The sequence below is a fragment of the Niastella vici genome, assembly GCF_002077945.1.
GTDB lineage: Bacteria > Bacteroidota > Bacteroidia > Chitinophagales > Chitinophagaceae > Niastella > Niastella vici.
In genome coordinates, this window is record NZ_LVYD01000128.1 from 1 (window position 1) to 1,836 (window position 1,836).

The 1,836-nt window shown below is 48.4% G+C and carries 1 rRNA gene; it reads right to left on the minus strand.

Features of this window, described 5'->3' with window-relative positions:
• Positions 1-57: 57 nt before the first annotated feature.
• Positions 58-1,586: ribosomal RNA gene (locus tag A3860_RS40335) — 16S ribosomal RNA — on the minus strand.
• Positions 1,587-1,836: the final 250 nt, after the last annotated feature.

Sequence of the window (1,836 nt, forward strand, 5' to 3'; positions counted from 1 at the left end):
TCTATGAAAGTTAAGTGAAGCAACAGCTAAAAAGTTATTTTTTAGCGCTATCTCTAAAAAGGAGGTATTCCAGCCGCACCTTCCGATACGGCTACCTTGTTACGACTTAGCCCCAGTCACCAGTTTTACCCTAGGCGGCTCCTTGCGGTTACCGACTTTAGGTACACCCGGCTTCCATGGCTTGACGGGCGGTGTGTGCAAGGTCCGGGAACGTATTCACCGTATCATTGCTGATATACGATTACTAGCGATTCCAGCTTCACGCAGTCGAGTTGCAGACTGCGATCTGAACTGAGAAGGGGTTTTTGGGATTAGCTCCTTGTCGCCAAGTGGCAGCCCTTTGTCCCCTCCATTGTAGCACGTGTGTAGCCCTGGGCATAAAGGCCATGATGACTTGACATCATCCCCTCCTTCCTCGCGTCTTACGACGGCAGTTTCATTAGAGTTCCCAGCTTTACCTGATGGCAACTAATGATGGGGGTTGCGCTCGTTGCGGGACTTAACCCAACACCTCACGGCACGAGCTGACGACAGCCATGCAGCACCTTACAAATTGTGTATTGCTACAAAGTGAGCTTTCACCCACGGTCAAAATGCATTCTAGCCCAGGTAAGGTTCCTCGCGTATCATCGAATTAAACCACATGCTCCACCGCTTGTGCGGACCCCCGCCAATTCCTTTGAGTTTCAACCTTGCGGTCGTACTTCCCAGGTGGGATACTTAATGCTTTCGCTCAGACACACACTGTGTATCGCGTATGTCGAGTATCCATCGTTTAGGGCGTGGACTACCAGGGTATCTAATCCTGTTTGATCCCCACGCTTTCGTGCCTCAGTGTCAATACTCGTGTAGCAAGCTGCCTTCGCTATCGGTGTTCTATGTCATATCTAAGCATTTCACCGCTACATGACATATTCCGCTTACCTCCACGAGATTCAAGATTGATAGTATCAACGGCAGTTTCCGAGTTAAGCCCGGAGATTTCACCACTGACTTACCAACCCACCTACGCACCCTTTAAACCCAGTGAATCCGGATAACGCTTGCACCCTCCGTATTACCGCGGCTGCTGGCACGGAGTTAGCCGGTGCTTATTCATCGGGTACCGTCAACCCAGAAAGATTTCCGGGGTTTCTTCTCCGATAAAAGAAGTTTACAATCCAGAGGACCTTCATCCTCCACGCGGCATGGCTGGTTCAGACTTGCGTCCATTGACCAATATTCCTTACTGCTGCCTCCCGTAGGAGTCGGGCCCGTGTCTCAGTGCCCGTGTGACTGGTCGTGCTCTCACACCAGTTACTGATCGTAGGCTTGGTGGGCTGTTACTCCGCCAACTACCTAATCAGGCGCACGCCCATCTTTAAGCGCCGGAGCTATAATCATCAAGTGATGCCACTCAACGATGTTACGAGGTATTAATTTTCGTTTCCGAAAGCTATCCCTCACTTAAAGGAAGGTTGCGTACGTGTTCCGCACCCGTTTGCCGGTCGCCGCCCATGTATTGCTACACTGCGCTGCCCCTCGACTTGCATGTATTAAGCCTGCCGCTAGCGTTCATCCTGAGCCAGGATCAAACTCTCCATTGTAAATGAGTTTTGATCACTTAGCTTAATTCTCTCAAAAAGAAAATCAACTTTGTGAATCTGTTAATTTTTTCGAGTCGCTAAAATCTTACCTTGAATTACTTGAAAGTTATTCAAGTGCTGTTGCTTCCAAACTTTCAAAGATCTTTATAATATTATGCTTTCTTTACCTCTATCCTATCTCACTCATCGTATTAATCTAACTTGTTTCTTTGTCCTCATTTTCTCTCTTCTCTCATCCCCTTCTCCTCTT